Genomic DNA, 14,573 nt, shown 5'->3' on the forward strand with positions numbered 1-14,573 from the left:
GTTGAAACCTTTTTGTTGCACTACATGTCTAAAAATTTGATATTAAGTACTAGAACTGAAGCAGTTGACGTTTTTTCATTGTCTTTTATATGAATTTAAGTACTAAGACAAAAGTAAACGGACACTCTATCGTATCTTCTGTCCTAGTACTAAAAGAATTACAACCAAAGCTTTCGTCCTAATACACACAAATTTTAACTCAGAACACTATGGCAACAAGAAACAATATTATCCAATATGTTATTGATGAATTTCAAAAAACAATAGATGCATTTCATAAAGATAGTGAGGAGTCTATTCAGAACACTATTGACTCTTCTGATACCAAACTTTATGAAAGCAATACGGAAGACGAAATCAGCAGTATTACTATTGCCAACAGCAGTATTGATGCACTTTCTGACAATATTCAATCCCTGAAAAAAAGCCTTGCACAAGAACATACTGAAGATAAAGTAAGAGGTGGCAGTGTCATTGAAACGCCAATGATGTACCTGATCATGGGCACGCATTTTCCTCCAGTGAAATATGAAGGAAAACAAGTCACCGGAGTGGCTGGTGATGCTCCTATTTACAAATCTATTATTGGCAAAAAAGAGGGAGATGAAATCAAACTTGGAAACCAGAATATCAAAATCAAATTGTTGAAGTAAATACTACAATTTCTAATGAAGACTCAAGAGAGAATAATTTCACACTTGGGTCTTTTTATTATTTCAACTCTTTTCATTCCAGCTTGATTGGAGTAACTTATTTACATAATTAAAACAAAATCTAACTCGTATATTACTATGAATCTTGGAGCTTTTTCTCTTAGTATTGCTGTCAAAGACCTTCAGACTTCCAAAGAGTTTTATGAAAAATTGGGCTTTAGTGTTTTTGCAGGAAATGCTGAAATGAATTATTACATCATGAAAAATGGAAAAACCAATATCGGTTTATTTCAAGGTATGTTTGAAAAGAACATCATCACCTTCAACCCTGGATGGGATGAAGATGCCAATAGTGTAGAAAAGTTTAATGATGTAAGAGAAATACAACAACACCTCAAAAAAGAGGGGATAGCACTTATTTCTGAAGTAGATGAAAATACAGAAGGTCCTGGAAGTGTGATGATCACTGACCCGGACGGAAATCAAATACTGCTTGATCAGCATGTTTGATAAGTAAGTATTATCTCCTTTTTTGAGGTTCAATGGAATGGAATATTACATTGAACCTCTTTTTTTTTATTAAAGATTGGAAACATTATTGGGTTTCAGTAAATTATATAATGGAACACTTCTAATAGGAGCATGTTTGGAATATATATTTTAGAAGTAAAAGTTTTGCATTTTAGGTTGTGAGGAAATTTATGAACTCACGTTTTGAAAGGGGCAATTTTTACTAAAAGAGATGGTTCAAACATACTCTAACATAAAGGTATTGATAAAGAAAGCTCAAATAGACTTCCCCTTATTCATTTGTTTTACTTTAACTATCAATTATTTATGTCACGTATACTCATTAGCGCTCTATTCCTCTTCACTAGCTTTACTGCATTTTCTCAAATCAATTTCAAAGGATATGTAATCGGCAATGCTTTGCCCGAAAATAAAATCAACACTACCAAGATGTCATTTGCAGGACATTATGGTCACTTTGAAGCCAATCAGAACAGTCAAGGCGTCATTCACAGTATTTCTTTCAAACCTGAAAAAAGTGGTACCCCCACTTTAATGACAAAGGCAGAAGTACAGAAGTTTATTGTTTCCTTGAAGCATTATTTCAGAGTTGAAATGACAAGAGAAGGACAGGGCAAAAATGGCCTCTTCAAAGGAGTACATAAAGATTGTCATTTTACCGTAGATTATATTCATCAGCAATTCAACTACGGAAGTTTTTATCATATCAATCTAACTATTCATAATCCAAAGTTTGGAACGGCATCTTATGTAGAATAATTTGAGAATTCAGCACAGCAGACCACCATAAAAATTAATACGTTTTCTAAAATAGTTACTAGTTAGCCCCAATAGAGTACATAACAAAGGGAGAGTATATTGAAATAAGTACTAAGTCAAAAATAAATCATAGTTAATTCTAATTTATTTTTTGTGAGTACAACGCTAAAAAACGTATTAATAGTGGTTCTATCAATAGTTTTTTGAAGGAAGTAATCGCAAAACAATAAATAGAATTAGTATGAGATAATTTTGAATTTGTACTTATACTCTCCCTTTTGGTTTATTGCTGGTATGTTTTATAATCTGTATAACCTTCAGCACCTCCGCCGTAGAAAGTGGCATGATTGGCATAATCTACAGGAGTGAGTTCCCAATTATTTTTAAATCTTTCTACCAAATCTGGATTGGTGATAAACGGCTGACCAAATGCAACAAGATCTACGTAGTCTTTTGCTAATAAATCTTCTGCAATTTCTTTTGTCAATTTTCCTGCAACCATAATAGGATGATGATACATGGCTCTCACTTGCGTTCTAAAATCATCTTTCACTTCTTGGTAGTTAGAGATGTTCTCTGAAAAGTGAAGGTAAGCCAAACCAAATTGATCTAGTTTTTTAATCAATTCCAAAGAAGTCTCAATCACTTTAGGATCATGCTCTGCACTGCCTTCTGCTACAAATGGAGAAATACGAATCGCCGTTTTATCAGCTCCAATAGCATTCACAACACCTTCCACCGTTTCTAATACCATTCGCATTCTATTTTCAGCACTGCCACCGTATTCATCTGTTCTCTGATTGGCATTTTCTCTTAAGAATGAATCCAATAAATAACCGTGTGCTCCGTGTAATTCCACTCCATCAAAACCTGCTTCAATAGCGTTTTTAGCCGCTTGAATAAAGTCTTGCTGTGTGTTTTTAATATCTTCCAATGTCATGGCTTTTGGAACATCTGTTTCAATCATTCCATATTCACCATTACCAAGAGGTCCCCAAACTTTATCCGCTTCTTTAATAGCAGATGGCGCCATGGGTTGTTCTCCTGCAATAGCACTGTGTGAACGTCTTCCTACATGCCATAACTGAATAAATATTTTACCGCCTTTTCTATGTACTTCATCCGTCACTGCTTTCCAGCCCTCAATTTGTTCTTTTGTATAAATACCCGGCGTAAACGAATACCCTCTTCCCACTTTGGAAATAGGGCTTCCTTCCGTAATAATTAAACCTGCAGAAGCTCTCTGTCCATAATATTCTACGGCCAAAGGCGTAATCACGTCGTCACCCACCGCACGGGATCTCGTCATGGGAGCCATGGCTATTCTATTGTCTAAAGTAATTTTTCCTAATTGTAATGGATCAAATAATGTGGTTTTCATCTTCTTCTATTTTTTTGTTTTTACAAAGGTCTTACTTTCATTTCAAAGCAAGAAGGAAGTACCGCACAGCTTTGGTGTGATGTAGATCACATCAGTCATTGGAAAACCTGCTCAATGTTTCTCGGCTTACACCTAAATAAGACGCTAAATACTTCTTTGGTACCCTTTGCGTAAGGCCCGGCAGTTTTTCGATCAGATCATTATACCTAGTCTCGGCATTATCTTTCATCAATCCCATTACTCGTTTTTGAAGAGCGATAAATCCTTTTGTAGATTTAATCCTAAAAAAATTAGCCAACGCAGGTACTCTTTCGCACATCATTTCTCTATCTTCGAAGGACATCACCAAAAAAGTAGAATCTTCAAGACAGTCAATATTCAGTGTGGAGATTTCATGATTCTGATAGGCATTAAAATCACTCACCCAATAGTTTTCCATGGCAAACTGCAAAATATGTTCTTTACCGTTTTCCTCCATAAAATACGACCTGACCAACCCATTGACTATCCAAAACTCATTGGGGACATCTATTCCTTCCTGCACAAGAAATTGGTGTTTCTTTAATCTTTTAAAAGAAAAATGTGGTGCTATAAAATCCCACTCGCTTTCACTCAGCTTGACGGTTTCCTGAATATGATTTTTTAATTTTTGTAATGCTTCATCCATAATTTTTCATTTCCGATATAAGTACTAGGATAGAGATTCAAAAATACTCATTCTTGTTTTTATCCACTGAATTGAATTTTCACCAAATAATGAAGTTATTGCACCTATCTAATATTCAGTATCATGATTATAAAAATGTTTTTAACTTTACACTTATTAATACTTTCTATATATGCTTATTTAAACACTATTCACTAGAAAAATGAAACTTCAATTCTAAATGAACTTTTTTAAAGGCACAAAGGTTAAAATAGTATGAATGCTATACCTCCTTGACTCGCCTTTAAACCTTTCTAAATTCAACGTTAATTCTAATATTATTACTATTGTGTGTTGTATTAGAAATACATATAGTACAACACAAACTTTGTAAATATTGAGATCATGTATTTTAATAAAGTTTTTAAGAAATCTCTATTCTTATTTTTAGTCATCACATCATTTTCTATCATCAACGTGTACGCTTGTGGCGTAAATGATGTAGAAGCTATTCATTTTATTTTAGATTTCAACCACTTCTTATTCTTCACTACAATCGGTATTATTTTCACAAAGAAAATCCGTAAAGCACAGTGGCTTCTGCCGGTTGTTTTTCTAAGTAGTGTTTTCTGTGGTTATTTCGTTTCCACTGATCATTTGTTCTTAGTACCTTATGTAGAACAATTAATCATCATATCACTGATTATTCCAAGTGTTCTGCTATTCTTCTTGAACAAAATGTCAGCAAATAAAGTAGCCTTTATTCTTATGCTTTTAGGTTTTGTACAAGGTTATTCGGCACCACATGTGGCATCTCCTTTTCTCAACGAAACAGAATACGGCGTAAGCTTTATCGTTTCTACCTTAGGTATTTTATTGGCAGGTTATGCATTAGGAAGCATCTTTATTGAACACGATAAAAAAAGAGGCTTCAATTTAAGGATCGGAGGAACAATTGCATTAGTGATCAACTCTATCATTTGGCTGAATGCTATGATGTAGCCGATATAATGCGATAATTCCAACAAGGTAAGCTTCATTTATAGACCTTGATATTATATTCATTTTGGAATGGATTTAGTATCAAGGTTTTGTTTTTTTAGGACAATAGGTAAATCTTATACTGGTATAAAAATTATCGATTTTACAAACGTTAATAAACGTAGTATGTTTGTAATGTAATCAAAGAGAAAACATCAAAACATTATCCTCGGATACTTGTTTTAAAAGATATAATTTATTTACACCCTGACTTTATATAGTTAGTTTTAGAATACACAATAGTTTGCTTTTTAACTCTTATCAATTGATGCTAATCCCACAATCCAAATTGGAATGTGGGATTTTTCATTTTGTAATAGATCATCCTTCATAAAAATCAGTGATGCCAATAATTAGATTAAGCGAAAAGACTCTTACAGATAAACTTAATCCTCCAAATACACTGAACACCTCCCATTTCTTCTCTGAATAGAGGATTATTTTGAATCAAAAAAAATGATTCCACGTGGAACCTTTTTCAAAAAATCAAATATTACGGTTAAGACGGTATATATATAAGAACTGAGGAACTATACTAAAACTCCATAATAATTGCGGAGTTTTAGTATATATGGAGTTTTGGTATGTTTTGAATGGATAAATAATGTCTTCGATTGGGGAGTTTTGGTATTTATAAGTAGAGTTAAGGGTCATTTTAAAATATTTCTCTGCTGAAAGCCTAAAACTTAATGATAATGAAAGGAGAAAGCTTATATATACCAAAACTCCTTAACTCAGACGTATTGTCCAAATTAAGGAGTTTTGGTATATATGGAGATTTGGTATTTAAAAACTACAGGATTAATCCATCATTAATAATAAATCTGTAGCTCTTTGAAGACCTGAGTCACTCGCTTTTTCCAAATCGTTTCTATATCCTTCTAAAGGTTTGTCCAACTCGTAAGTATCCAAGTTATCATATTTCAATTTACCTAATTCGTACAAGCAGAAAGGATCATTTTCTTTTGCACCTTGCTTAAAGAAAGTATAAGCTTTGTTTTTATTTCCATTTCTCAAGGCATACTTACCTCCAAAATAAAAACTCTTCAGGCTGTGCTGTCCCATTGCTCTACGGAATAAAGTATAGATATCTTCTTCATCTGCAAAATTTCTAATGCCAAGCGCTTGGATAGTTGCCAATTGCCAAAGGTGTGTATTGACTCCTTCAGATTGCTCCTTCTGGAATGCTGTTACTACCTGCTTTGCATAGTAGTCTCTTTCAGAATCTGTCATTTCAACCTGATCGTGCTGATGTTCCATCAACAGTTTCCAGAACATGCCTTCTACATTTTCATCAATAACTGCTGCATCGTCAAAAATACCAGCTATTGTTTCCAGCTCTTTTGATTTTCGTACAAATGGCTCATCCAATTTATATTTCGAAAGGTTCATTTGGTAAGTCATATACTTGTCAATGGCTCTTTCCATCAGCGTTGAAGTAGATGTACCTTCCGATTTTGATTTAAAAATAAACTCTGTATTTCCAACTGACTCAGAAAATGAACCTAAAATAGGGTGGGATGGAAGTGTTTTCAAATCATATTTCACTGTTTCCGCTGTAACAATGCTATCGCCCTTGTGCTCCTTTAATGAATGAATCAAAGCACCTGCAAATGGAGAATGTTCTCCTTTTTTGCCATCGGCCACTGCAGTCAATCTACCTGAACTCAATACATATCTGTTTTTCTCTTTTAACTGAAAACGTAAAAAGTCTTCTGCTGTAATACTGTATTGGTTATTGTAAGCACCTCGGCCCTTGTTGATTTTGTCGTTGAATGAACCGCCAAAGCAAACGTCCACAACCACTAGAGCTTGCTGTGATGGCAAGTTTTCTGTCAACGATTTTAATCTATGAAAAGGAAGATAAGAAATCAAACTTGGATCCATACCTCTTGTTTTGGTGTTCTTTAGGATCAGGAATCCCTCTTCATAGTACTTGTCTTCGTAGTCTCCATGGCCTGCTAAGTACAACAAGAAACGGTCATTCTTACGCAACTTACTGTGGTAGCCTCTTATGGCGTCTAGAAGCTCTTCTTTGCTTGGAGAAAGTAAAAGCTCCACATTAAAGTCGTAATCGTTTTTAAGCACCTCTGCCACCCCTTTGCCGTCAAAAATAGGGTTATTAAGATCCTCGAAGTTATCGTATTCATCTGTAGCTACAATCAAAGCATACGCTTCAGAATGTACAGGTAGTTTCTTCTTTGCACTTGTACTTGCTTGAAGTCCACCTCTATACTGTCCTTGAGCAAAGCTGGTTGTAATAGAAAGCAAGCTAATAAGACTGACTAATAAAGTCTGCTGTATTGTATTCATAAAAACTGAATTATACTGATTTAATGATTAAGATGAAGAACCAGGTAAAAAAGTTTGGTCTAATTATTAACATTATGCTAAAAACATAACAATAGTAAATACAAAAGTAAAAAATATCTTTGATCAAATCTATTTCATTTGACACAAAAAAATACCACACTGTAAAAAAGTGTGGCATTGTTCATAGTAGAATCGTTGTAGCTAATTGAAATAACGAATTAATATTTTTAGGAATAACAATAAATTCCTTATTTGATAATGACTTGTTCAAAGAGGTGTTGATGAGCGGAGGTCATTTTTATAAAATAAACTCCATCTGATAGCTCTATACTTTCACCGTCTTTTGTATATTCCTGATGCTCTTCTTGTCCTAAGGCATTCAGAATAGTGACATTAATATTTCCGTCATTGGTTTTAAAATTCAAATGCTGTCCTTCAACTGAATAGGAGAGGTAAGGTTTTTCTCCTAGTACCTCATAGACCAACACTTTATCGTAAGTCTGTTTTTTCCCTTCCATATCTTCTCGTTTCAATCTGAAGTAAGTTGTCACTTCAGGTTGCTTCAGCTGATAACTGTATTCTCTTTTAATATCTGAGAACTGCCTTCCTTCTAGATGCTCCACTACATTCCATGTTTCACCATCAATAGAAGATTCTATAATGAATTCCTTATTGTCAATTTCTTTTGATGTCGTCCAATGAATCATACCATTTTCAATTTTGAATTCAGAGATTTCAGTAGATGTATCGATTGGATTACCCATCATGGGTAGACAAGCAAACAAAAAGAAAAGCAGCGCATATATCAATTTCATTTTTTCAGGACTAAAGGTTGAGGTATATTTTGTTAACGTTAAAAGTAATGCTGGATCGTAAACTATTCTCTTTTGTTAACGAAATAACCTTCAGCTCTTAATTTTACGGAGTTTTGGTATATTTAATATTTTACGGTTAAGTCGGTATTTATAGGTTAATTGGGTATTGATCTGTTACTTCTTGTAACGGAACCCTTCAACTGAATTTAGTTTGCGATCAAATGAAGCTTAGAAGGCAGAAGTTTAATTCAATTAATTATAAATACCGACTTAACCGTAAAAGTGTATTCCCACCTTAATTTTGGAGCATAATAATTAAACATACCAGCTTAACCGTAATTCATAAAGTAACTCTGCTTCAAAATGAAAATAAGGCAATACAATTAAAAAACTGCATTGCCTTATTTTAGTCACTATTCAATATATTATCTTCTTATTTTGTCATAATATCTAAAATGGTTTTATCCGTTCCCTTCATTCCTTGCTGTGCAAGTGTACCTACATTTTGTATTGTCTCCTCACAGCAAGCATCCACAATCCCATCACTACTTGTAAAAACATTTCCAATCTGAGAAAGCATTGCTCCATCAAAAGCAGCATAAATCCCTGAAGCAATCTTGGAAGCACAAGAAGCATTGGCTCCATCACAAATCACACCGGATACATTTCCTAGTGTATTAATAATTCCGTTTTGAACCTGTTGTACTGTTCCTCCATCTAAATATACCAAAGCTCCGCTCACTGCCGCCGATGCTGTCATCACACCGCAATACGCCGATAATCTTCCAACATTCGTTTTGATATGAACTGTAGATAGATGTGAAACCATCAAAGCTCTATACATTTCTTCCTTTTTCCTATTTTGATCTATACAATAACGGATAATTGGAAGAGAAGCAGTCATTCCTTGATTTCCACTTCCACTTGTGGTCATTACAGGCAAAGCACATCCTCCCATTCGAGCATCACTTCCCGCAGCAGCATAACTTGCAGAACGGTTTCTCTGATCATCTCCATAAATTCCTTTTTTGATATTTTCCTGAATACACGCACCAATGTTTACACCGTATTTCTTTGTAAGTCCTTCCTCAGCTATTCTTGAATTAAACTGATACACTTTTTCAAACAGGGGAGCAATCAATCCAATATCAATACGATTGGCCATTTCAACAATCTTCTCAATAGTCAGAATACTTCTGTCTGTCAATGATGAATTAAAATCGGCGTCATTGCAAGGCTGATCAATTAAAACCTCATCATTTTTTGTCACTTTAGTAATATTGGTATGCGTATGTTTTATTTCCACACTTGCTTTCTCCTCACCAGCTAGCACTTCAATCATCACATACAATGTGATATTATTGAGTACAACTTCTAACGTCACATTACCTGTATCAATCAATGCACGAACATCCAACATATCATTTTCAGTCACATTACTGATCACCAATAAATCTTTTGAAGCATCGCCTGCTAAAGCCCCCATAGTAGCCGCAACTTCGATTCCTCCCATTCCTCCACTATTAGGAACAATCACACTTTTAGCATTTTTCAATATGTTTCCAGAGACAAATATTCGTATTGTATCAGGCTTTTTCTTTAAAACTTCTACAGCCTTTGAAGCTGCAAATGCTATGGCAATTGGTTCAGTGCATCCTTCTGCGGGAACTATTTCTTCCTCCAGAATTTTAAAAATTTGCTTTTGCTCTTTTTCTGATATGTTCATTTTCTTGTCTATATATGGAGAGTTTGTGTATGTACTAAGACAAAAGTATTTAATACTTATTCTATTTTTGGCTGAGTACTTATCATAAAAAGGGTAAAACAAAAAGAGGATCCCTATTTCCATTGTACATTTTAGTCAAATTCATTTATACAATAAAAAATAGTTATCCTCTTTTTTTAGCCTTTATGATTTGATCCATCTAAAGATCAAATTCTTTTAATTCCTCTTCGGTCAATTTTTTATGGTTGGTTGTATGATCGCAAATTTCCTTGATGACAAAGTCCGTTTCTTCCTCTGTCAATTCCCCTGCTTTCCAAAAGAGAACTTCCCCTGTATTGTCTACTAAGAGCACACCAATGCTATTGTTACAATCTCCTGTATTCCATTCTTTGGTTACAGTTCCTTTTGGATCCGTTAAAATCAAAGCACTTGCTTCTCTCTTAGACCTCTTTCTGATCATCCTAATCATAAATCTAACAATTCCATTAGGATATTTTGAATCTTTTAGGTTAACAATTCCATACGCTTTGAATTCGTCTAAATTGAATTTCCACTGCTTTACTTTCTTGACAAAATCTTCATTGGCATCTGGCGTATCAGGGTCTGCATAAAAGATCATTACTACTTTTTCTCCAATCAGTGGAGTGATATGATCATTGTTCTTCAGATCTCTAACGGTGATGGGTTGAATGAGATCACCACGTTGCAGTGTTGTGCTATTGGATGGTCCTGTTTGTGTAAACCCCACCAATGAGCTTAAAGTTAAAATGAATACGAGTAGAGTTCTCATGATGAATTTATAGTCTATCGGAATCTGCTTGAATGTTTCTTCTTAAAACGTTTCAAACCTTCAGTCCACTTTTTTTTGTTTTAAAAAGGATGAAATGCTTTACAGCTTTTCTTTCTATATGTGAAGGTTTATATTAATTACTAAGACAAAAGTATAGAACACTAATTCTTATTATTTTTTATTTTTGACTTAGTACTTATTTGTTATTGCATGTAATATTTACAAATACAAAAACCAAAATTACCACCTTCAAAATACACCTTTATCCCTATTCAAAATCAATAATTCAAAGGCTCTTACATTTGCTTTGTAGGCACTTTCCTTTTTATATCTTCAAATTAAATGTAAGGTTTCTGATGTTACAATTCTTTTTCAACTTATTAGGTTAAACTTTCTTTATTGGTTACATACTGCACTTTGTTGAGTTTACAAAAAGTAATCTGATTTACTTAATTTTGATATTGTATCAACTCTTATTAAAAAATGAATTCAGGTCTAAAAACTATACTCGTTTCAATAATAATACTCTTTACTGCTTGTGAAAACATTTTCCAAAGTCAACAACACTTCGGTGATGTTTCATTCCAAATTGAAGTAACCGAACCAGACCTTTATACCTCTGACTTAAGTATTACCAACACTGACCTTTTTGCAATAAGGATAGAAAATGTTGTTGACAGGAGTGAGGTGATTACTTTCTCTCACTTACATGATATTCCTTCTACTCTAAAATTAAAACAGGGACAATATGACGTTTTTGCGTATTCATCTCCCTCTGAGGAAAGTGATGAATTGATTTTTAAAGGCAAAAAACGACTCACTGTGATTGAAGGTAATGCTACTTTATTAAATATTCAATGCATTCAGGGCATCGATCAAGAATGATTTTTTTCTATTTCTCTATTTACATTCTCTATTTGCAAACGCTCTGATTACAAAGGTCCTAAATTGGGACCTTTGTTTTTTACCTGTTTTGATCCATCGACATATGCAAAAGATATTCACTCACGACCAATAAAAAAGGTCCCAAGTTGGGACCTTAATACAGATAATCTTGTCTTAGAACTTTATATCAAAAACCAATTTGTTGAGAAGGACTATGTTTCTGCAATAGAAAAAGTGCCTCTTCTTTTGTTAGATTGAAGTAATTAACTAGCATTTCCGCATTCTTAATTTCACCTTTCTTGATCAAACCAATGATCTTTTGAGTCTTTTGATCTATCACCTCATGCACAGCCTGTACTTCATATCCTCTGAATTGAACAGATGATGCCAAGAATGCTAATACAAAAAGTAAGACTGAAAATGCTCGAAAAGAATTGGCGGTTTGTTCAGCCTCAGACTTCTGAACTGCTATTTCTTCTAATAATAACTCTCGTCTTTCTTCCAATAGTTTAAGATTCTTTTGAGCCTCTAAAAAAGTTTGATACTTGGCCCAATTGGTCTTCCCTTTTACAGTATGCTTAGAATTTTCTAAAATCATCTCTTGCACTTGTCTAATTTGATCATCAATTGAAACTGTTGTCTTAATACCAACCTGTTCTTTAGCATGAAGCAACTGACCATTCCATTCTGCATAAAAAATCATTGAGGTAAGAAGAGCTGCAAGGATTGCATATTGATTAATGGATTTGTGAACTTGATAATAAGAGATAGTTTGTAAAGTATAATGATGGGCTAAAAAAACGATGAAAATAGAAATGGATAGTGCAAGTGGGGTGTTGTGAAAGTATTCCTTGGTAAACCAAAATGTCACATAGGAACTGTAAAGCATAGATACTACTACTAGAGAGTAATCTATCAGTTTTAACGGTTTCATTATTTTAATTATCTTTGGATTGAACATTTCATAGTTGGCAGAGGTGAGATACTCCAACTACGATTTTAAAATGTTTTCTCAGGGTATGTACGCCAATACATACCCTAATTTTTTATAGATAGATTTGAGCGTCTATCAGATGTATTAGTCTGAAACTACTTCCAGCATTTCTAATACAGTGGTGTACATTACACCATATTTCTATATATCTAAACCAAATTTCTGAATCAATTCTTTGACTGATTCTTCCATGGCAAGCTTCTCCACTTTTCCTAATTCCTTATCCACTGGAGCATCGATAAGAGTACGGATCGTCTTATTGATTTTATTAAAATTGAAAGGCTTTGGTGTATTAGCCACTGCCCTTGAGGTATTCTTTGGAGTTTCAACAGGTTTTTCCAATTTGTTCTGTAGAAAATCTTCTAACTCTTCTGTATCAATTATCCCTTCTTTGATGGCTTTTAATGCTTCCTCAAACTTCGCTTGAGATACATTCATTTCTCCATCAAAGTAAGAATGTTTGAATAAGTCAGAGACAAGGTCTAACACTTCTGCAATTTTAGCATCACGTAAAATGGTATTTTTTCCAACATTATATTCTTCCGCCAAAAGGTTATAAAGTTTTCCATCACCTGTTTTCTCGCCCTGCTTTCCCTTGTGTGTTAAGTAATGATGACCTCTGTAATAAGACATTTCACGCTTTGATAGGTTACGTTTTCCTACTTGGTTTTTGATCATCCAAAGCTTTGCATCATCAATATTATCAATGTCTACAATTACTTCTTCAAAATCATAACCGTTTTCTTCACCACCTAAAGACTGACAAATTTCATATCTGTTGTGACCGTCCAACAATACTTTTTGTCCATTCTGCAAATAGAAAAATGTCAAAGGATCTCTTACTCCTTCGTTCTTTATACTCTCTTCAAGTGTATTTCTTTCTGTTTCTGTCAGTGGTCTGATCCACTTTTTTAATTCATCAATAACATGAATTTTACCAGAGGACATTTCTTCCTTTTTGGAGTCAATCAGCTTTGATGATTTCTGATCGCTACCCGGTAAAAAATCTCCGATATTAATTTCGTTAGGCATGTGCTATAATTTCTTGTGCTAAATAAGTGTGTTCATCCATTGCTTTCTTGATCCCTTCCTTCTCCTGTTTCTTCAGGGATTCATCTTCAAACAATGAGAAAATATCTTTACCAATCAACGGCCCTTTGTTGTAAGCCATATCTCTTACGGCAATTTCTGTTTCAAAAACTCTATAATGAGTAGACCTCAACGCCTCCTTATACTTGTGCATATCTTTGGTTCTACCCGTTTTTGTAAACAAGAAACCTAATACTTCTAGGTTTGGATTCTCTTCTTTATAATCATTAATATGGCTCAATACGTTGTTGATTCCTCTAAAAGCAAACTCAGAAGCATCTACTGGAATCAAGGCTCTGTTAGAAGCAATCAAGCAGGAGTCATTGGTAATTAAAGCAAATGAAGGAGATAAATCGAAGAAAATGTAATCATATTCCCCTTCAATTTTTTCAATCACATACCTTTTCACCAACTTATAAGAAGAAGGGCCGGAGTTTCTGTTGAGTGTTTTATTCGTAAAATCCAGGTTAGTTGTAGAAGGAATAATATGCAGGTTTTCCTGATATTGAATGATGGCATTGTTTACATCACATTTTCCTTCAATAATATCTGAAAGCTCTTTCCCCTCATAAAATTGAGGATCTTTATAACCTAAATGTTGTGTCAGGTTTCCTTGAGGATCAGCATCAATCAACAATACTTTTTTACCTAATCTTGATAATGCAGCTCCAAGGTTACAAGCAGTTGTAGTTTTTGCTACCCCACCTTTGTTGTTGATTATTGAAATCACTTTAAACTTGTCTTTCAATTTTAAACCTAGGGGAGTTAAGACTTGTGTTAGCTTTTCGATATACTCTGCTTTCAAGTTTTGTTCTCCATTTAATGCTTTATGAAGAGACCTTGTAGGGATTCCAGCTTTCTTTTCGACTACTGAAACCTTTAGCATATCATTGTCTTTGATAAAATCAAGTATGTCTTTTTGTGTCATGATGCGATATTTTCATAATTTC

Annotated in this window: 14 protein-coding genes; 5 read left to right on the top strand and 9 right to left on the bottom strand. The window is 34.0% G+C overall.

Annotated features, from left to right (window positions below; all coding sequences use genetic code 11):
- Positions 1-209 precede the first annotated feature (209 nt).
- The 3 genes from AVL50_RS30515 to AVL50_RS30525 all read left to right on the top strand — a co-directional run bounded on the left by AVL50_RS30515 (position 210) and on the right by AVL50_RS30525 (position 1,943).
- Entirely contained in the window at positions 210-653 is a 444-nt protein-coding gene (locus AVL50_RS30515; protein WP_062621519.1) for a hypothetical protein, read from the top strand.
- 138 nt (positions 654-791) lie between these two features.
- Positions 792-1,163: a VOC family protein gene (locus AVL50_RS30520; RefSeq protein ID WP_062621521.1), complete on the top strand. Its 372-nt coding sequence runs from the start codon at positions 792-794 to the stop codon at positions 1,161-1,163.
- A 327-nt stretch (positions 1,164-1,490) separates the two neighbouring features.
- A complete protein-coding gene (locus AVL50_RS30525; RefSeq protein WP_062621523.1) occupies positions 1,491-1,943 on the top strand; it encodes a hypothetical protein in 453 nt (150 codons plus the stop codon).
- Between the two features lie 283 nt (positions 1,944-2,226).
- Here AVL50_RS30525 and AVL50_RS30530 read toward each other — a convergent pair whose 3' ends face one another.
- Together AVL50_RS30530 and AVL50_RS30535 are read right to left on the bottom strand one after the other, a co-directional pair.
- The gene (locus AVL50_RS30530) at positions 2,227-3,324 is read right to left on the bottom strand and encodes an alkene reductase (protein WP_062621524.1); all 1,098 of its coding nucleotides are present in this window, start codon (positions 3,322-3,324) and stop codon (positions 2,227-2,229) included.
- Between the two features lie 91 nt (positions 3,325-3,415).
- Positions 3,416-3,991, bottom strand: coding sequence for a Crp/Fnr family transcriptional regulator (locus AVL50_RS30535; RefSeq protein ID WP_062621526.1), 576 nt, complete (start codon positions 3,989-3,991; stop codon positions 3,416-3,418).
- A gap of 384 nt (positions 3,992-4,375) precedes the next feature.
- On the opposite strand from AVL50_RS30535, the gene AVL50_RS30540 reads away from it, so the two are divergent.
- Positions 4,376-4,972, top strand: a complete 597-nt coding sequence (locus tag AVL50_RS30540) for a HupE/UreJ family protein (protein ID WP_062621528.1) — start codon at positions 4,376-4,378, stop codon at positions 4,970-4,972.
- An 840-nt stretch (positions 4,973-5,812) separates the two neighbouring features.
- On the opposite strand, the gene AVL50_RS30545 is transcribed toward AVL50_RS30540, so the two are convergent.
- The 4 genes from AVL50_RS30545 to AVL50_RS30560 all read right to left on the bottom strand — a co-directional run bounded on the left by AVL50_RS30545 (position 5,813) and on the right by AVL50_RS30560 (position 10,655).
- Positions 5,813-7,324, bottom strand: coding sequence for a caspase family protein (locus AVL50_RS30545; protein ID WP_062621529.1), 1,512 nt, complete (start codon positions 7,322-7,324; stop codon positions 5,813-5,815).
- 248 nt (positions 7,325-7,572) lie between these two features.
- The gene (locus AVL50_RS30550) at positions 7,573-8,139 is read right to left on the bottom strand and encodes a T9SS type A sorting domain-containing protein (RefSeq protein ID WP_157491708.1); all 567 of its coding nucleotides are present in this window, start codon (positions 8,137-8,139) and stop codon (positions 7,573-7,575) included.
- Between the two features lie 433 nt (positions 8,140-8,572).
- Positions 8,573-9,865 carry a serine dehydratase subunit alpha family protein gene (locus AVL50_RS30555; protein WP_062621757.1) on the bottom strand — a complete coding sequence of 431 codons (1,293 nt, stop codon included), beginning with the start codon at positions 9,863-9,865 and terminating at the stop codon, positions 8,573-8,575.
- Between the two features lie 199 nt (positions 9,866-10,064).
- Entirely contained in the window at positions 10,065-10,655 is a 591-nt protein-coding gene (locus AVL50_RS30560; RefSeq protein ID WP_082796079.1) for a YtfJ family protein, read from the bottom strand.
- A gap of 483 nt (positions 10,656-11,138) precedes the next feature.
- On the opposite strand from AVL50_RS30560, the gene AVL50_RS30565 reads away from it, so the two are divergent.
- Entirely contained in the window at positions 11,139-11,540 is a 402-nt protein-coding gene (locus AVL50_RS30565) for a DUF4493 domain-containing protein (protein WP_062621534.1), read from the top strand.
- Positions 11,541-11,727: 187 nt separating this feature from the next.
- Here the strand turns inward: AVL50_RS30565 and AVL50_RS30570 are convergent, their stop codons facing one another.
- The 3 genes from AVL50_RS30570 to AVL50_RS30580 all read right to left on the bottom strand — a co-directional run bounded on the left by AVL50_RS30570 (position 11,728) and on the right by AVL50_RS30580 (position 14,551).
- Positions 11,728-12,474, bottom strand: coding sequence for a hypothetical protein (locus tag AVL50_RS30570; protein WP_157491710.1), 747 nt, complete (start codon positions 12,472-12,474; stop codon positions 11,728-11,730).
- 201 nt (positions 12,475-12,675) lie between these two features.
- Positions 12,676-13,566 (bottom strand): ParB N-terminal domain-containing protein, encoded by an 891-nt coding sequence (locus AVL50_RS30575; protein WP_062621537.1) that lies wholly within the window; start codon positions 13,564-13,566, stop codon positions 12,676-12,678.
- The gene (locus AVL50_RS30580; RefSeq protein WP_062621538.1) at positions 13,559-14,551 is read right to left on the bottom strand and encodes a ParA family protein; all 993 of its coding nucleotides are present in this window, start codon (positions 14,549-14,551) and stop codon (positions 13,559-13,561) included. Before AVL50_RS30580 ends, AVL50_RS30575 begins: the two co-directional genes overlap by 8 nt.
- Positions 14,552-14,573 lie beyond the last annotated feature (22 nt).

The sequence above is a fragment of the Flammeovirga sp. SJP92 genome, assembly GCF_001583495.1.
Classification (GTDB): domain Bacteria; phylum Bacteroidota; class Bacteroidia; order Cytophagales; family Flammeovirgaceae; genus Flammeovirga.